3 protein-coding genes are annotated in these 3,183 nt (G+C 70.2%); 1 reads left to right on the top strand and 2 read right to left on the bottom strand.

Annotated elements, in window-relative coordinates; all coding sequences use genetic code 11:
* Together ACQKIP_RS43730 and ACQKIP_RS43725 are read right to left on the bottom strand one after the other, a co-directional pair.
* Positions 1 to 1,153 (bottom strand): 3' terminal RNA ribose 2'-O-methyltransferase Hen1 (locus ACQKIP_RS43730; RefSeq protein WP_427745559.1); only part of this gene is annotated, 1,153 nt, incomplete at its 3' end.
* A 167-nt stretch (positions 1,154 to 1,320) separates the two neighbouring features.
* Positions 1,321 to 1,764 carry a cold-shock protein gene (locus tag ACQKIP_RS43725; RefSeq protein WP_365858416.1) on the bottom strand — a complete coding sequence of 148 codons (444 nt, stop codon included), beginning with the start codon at positions 1,762 to 1,764 and terminating at the stop codon, positions 1,321 to 1,323.
* 121 nt (positions 1,765 to 1,885) lie between these two features.
* Between ACQKIP_RS43725 and ACQKIP_RS43720 the strand changes: the two genes are divergently transcribed.
* Positions 1,886 to 2,809, top strand: a complete 924-nt coding sequence (locus ACQKIP_RS43720) for an LLM class F420-dependent oxidoreductase (protein ID WP_365858414.1) — start codon at positions 1,886 to 1,888, stop codon at positions 2,807 to 2,809.
* Positions 2,810 to 3,183 lie beyond the last annotated feature (374 nt).

Here is a 3,183-nt window from a genome sequence, read left to right as displayed (position 1 = left end):
GCTCGATGACCTCGCTGAGGACGGCGGCGTCATACCCCTTGAGCCGCTTGTCGGTGTAGGCGAGCGAGCCCTGGAAGAGCTTGACGCGCTCGGCCTGCCGCTCGCCCATGCGGTCGAGCCCCAGCCGCCGCGACGCGACGGTCAGCGCGCGCATCGACACATCGACACCGGCTATCTCGGTGAACCGCGTGTCCTTGAGCAGCGCCTGGACCAACTGCCCCTGTCCGCAGCCCAGATCGAGCACACGCCCGGCACCGGCGCCGGTCAGCGCCGCAAGGATCGCCTCGCGCCGCAGCACGGCGAGCGGCACGGGCTTCTCCTCCGTGTCGGTCTCCTCGTCGACCGCGTTGTCGAGGTCGTCGACGTCCGTGTCGTCCGCGTCGGCGAGCCGCACCAGTTCGAGCCGCTGCATGGCCTGGCTGGTCAGCGACCAGCGCCGCGACAGATAGCGGCTGGTGATGACCTGCTGCTCAGGGTGGTCCGCGAGCCAGCCCTCACCTGCGCGCAGGAGCTTGTCGACCTCGTCCTGCGAGACCCAGTAGTGCTTGGCGTCGTCGAGCACGGGGAGCAGGACATAGAGGTGCCGCAGCGCCTCGCCCAGGGTCAGCTTCCCGTCCGGCACCTCCAGTACGAGGTGGACGTACCGCGAGTCGCCCCACTGCGGGAACTGCTCGTCGAGCGGAATCCGCGTCACCGTGACCGTCCAGCCCAGCGGCTCGAACAGCTTGTGCACCAGCTCGGCGCCCCCGCGCGCGGGCAGCGCGGGCACCTCGATCCGCAGCGGCAGGGTCTGCTGCGCCCGCTCGGGCCTGGCCTTGCACACACCGCGCATCGCGCTGGAGAACACCGCGCTCAGCGCCACGGCGAGCAGCGACGAAGCGGCGTAGGGCCGGTCGTTCACGTACTGGGCGAGGGCCGCGTCGGGCGCCCCTCCCCGGCCCTTGCCCTTGCCCCGCCGCACCAGCGCCACGGGGTCCACTTCCAGCAGCAGCGCGGCGGTGCAGCGCTCCTCGGTCGCCTCGGGGTACAGGACGTGCGCGGTGCCGTAGGACGTGGAGAATCCCTGGGCCTTGCCGGGATGCTTGTGCAGCAGGAACCCGAGGTCGGTCGCGGGGTTCTCGGGGGTACCGGAGGTACTGATCGTCAGGAACACGGGTTGCCTCGAAACGCAATCTGAACTGCGGAAACTTACGGTTGCGGCTCCAGCGCGCCTCTAGACCGTACAGCGAACACCCCTGGCACACTCAGGGGTTTTCGCCGCCCCTGATTCCCTTGATCCCCCGGGAAACGCGGCCCCGGACCGGCTCGCCCCGCCCGCGCTCAGCCCTCCGCCCAGCCGTGGCTCTTGCCGTGCTGCACCAGTTGCTCGCGAAGCTGCTTGATCTGCTCGCCGGTCATCCAGGGAGCGGTGCTGAGCAGCAGCTCGGTCAGCTCGAAGGAGTACTCCGCGACGCTGAGCACGTCGCAGGTGGGCTCCTCGCCGTCGTCGAACCCGGCGGCGGCCGCCTGGATCGACGGCGGCACCTGTGCCCTGCTCGCGTACGGCGCGGACGCCTGCGCCCCCTTGGGGAGGCGGACGGACGACGCCTTGGGCCCGCGCTCGCCCTCCTCGATCTCGAACTCGACCTGCGCCCCCGCGTGCACCAACGGCTCCGGGATCAGGAGATCGTTGGCGTGCAGGAACACGTCTTCCCCGCCGTGCTCCGGGGCGATGAAGCCGTATCCCCGCGCGCCGTCGAACCGGACAACTCTGCCAGCGACCATCTCGACCACAACCCCCACACCATTTCCGGGCCCCGTGCCCGGACAGACCAGGGCCGAAGCCTAACCGCCCGGCAACGGCGCGGCACTGAAACTGGATCCGGCGGCCGGGCAAGATGGCTGTATGGACCTTCGAATCTTCACCGAACCGCAGCAGGGCGCGACCTACGAGACGCTCCTTAGCGTCGCCAAGGCCACCGAGGACCTCGGCTACAGCGCCTTCTTCCGCTCCGACCACTATCTCGTGATGGGCTCCTCCGACGGCCTTCCCGGCCCCACGGACGCCTGGATCACGCTGGCGGGACTGGCCCGTGAGACCCGGCGGATCCGGCTCGGCACCCTGATGACCGCGGGGACCTTCCGGCTGCCGGGCGTCCTCGCGATCCAGGTCGCGCAGGTCGACCAGATGTCGGGCGGCCGCATCGAGCTCGGCCTCGGCTCGGGGTGGTACGAGGCGGAGCACTCCGCGTACGGAATCCCTTTCCCGAAGGAGAAGTTCGGGCGCCTGGAAGAGCAGCTCGCCATTGTCACGGGCCTGTGGGAGACCCCGGTGGGCGAGCGGTTCTCCTACGACGGCACCTACTACCAGCTCTCCGATTCCCCGGCCCTTCCCAAGCCCGCGCAGCCCAAGGTGCCCGTCCTCATCGGCGGTCACGGCGCCAAGAAGACGCCCGCCCTCGCGGCCCGCTACGCGAGCGAGTTCAACATTCCCTTTGCCTCTCTTTCCGATACCGAGCAGCAGTTCAAGCGCGTGCGCGCCGCCGCGGAGGAGCACGGGCGCAAGGCGGATGACCTCACCTACTCCAATGCTCTGGTGGCCTGCGTCGGCAAGACGGACGCGGAGGTGAAGCGCCGCGCCGACTCGATCGGGCGCGAGGTGGAGGACCTGAAGGCGAACGGTCTCGCCGGTTCCCCGGCGGAGGTCGTCGAGCGGATCGCCGCCTACCAGGCCGTGGGTTCGCAGCGCATGTACCTCCAGATCCTCGACCTGGACGACCTGGACCACCTGGAGCTGATCTCCTCGCAGGTCATGCCGCAGCTGAGCTGAGCGCGGCAGGACCGGCCCCCGGCCGGGTGAAATTCCGTCAACCCCGCATCCGGTACGGCTTCGCCCCAGTGACCCGTCGGCGCGGGTGGTCGTTGGCTCGGGCGGAGCCGGACCGCCCGGCACCCGCGCCGGCGGTCGCTGCTGGTGCGTCGCTTGCATCAGCTGCCCTCCGCCACGCGGAGGGCGAGGGCCGAGGAGGCCGTCATGTCCCAGGAAGCCGTACCCGAGCAGGAGGCCGCGCGCGAACAGTCCGCGCCGGAGCAGGGTCCACCCAAGGGCTTGCTGCAGCAGATGGATGAGCTGATGGCCGCGCTCAACGCGGATCTGACGCAGCTCGACGCGGATCTGCAGCAGTCCGGCCCGGCAGCCGGCAC

This window comes from Streptomyces sp. NPDC059900 (assembly GCF_050270335.1).
GTDB lineage: Bacteria > Actinomycetota > Actinomycetes > Streptomycetales > Streptomycetaceae > Streptomyces.
This window is presented reverse-complemented; position numbering and strand designations above follow the sequence as displayed.

What these genes read in the sequence shown, in the direction of transcription:
- ACQKIP_RS43725 (WP_365858416.1), bottom strand. Translation starts at nt 1,764, where the DNA reads ATGGTCGCTGGCAGAGTTGTCCGGTTCGACGGCGCGCGGGGATACGGC.
- ACQKIP_RS43720 (WP_365858414.1), top strand. Translation starts at nt 1,886, where the DNA reads ATGGACCTTCGAATCTTCACCGAACCGCAGCAGGGCGCGACCTACGAG.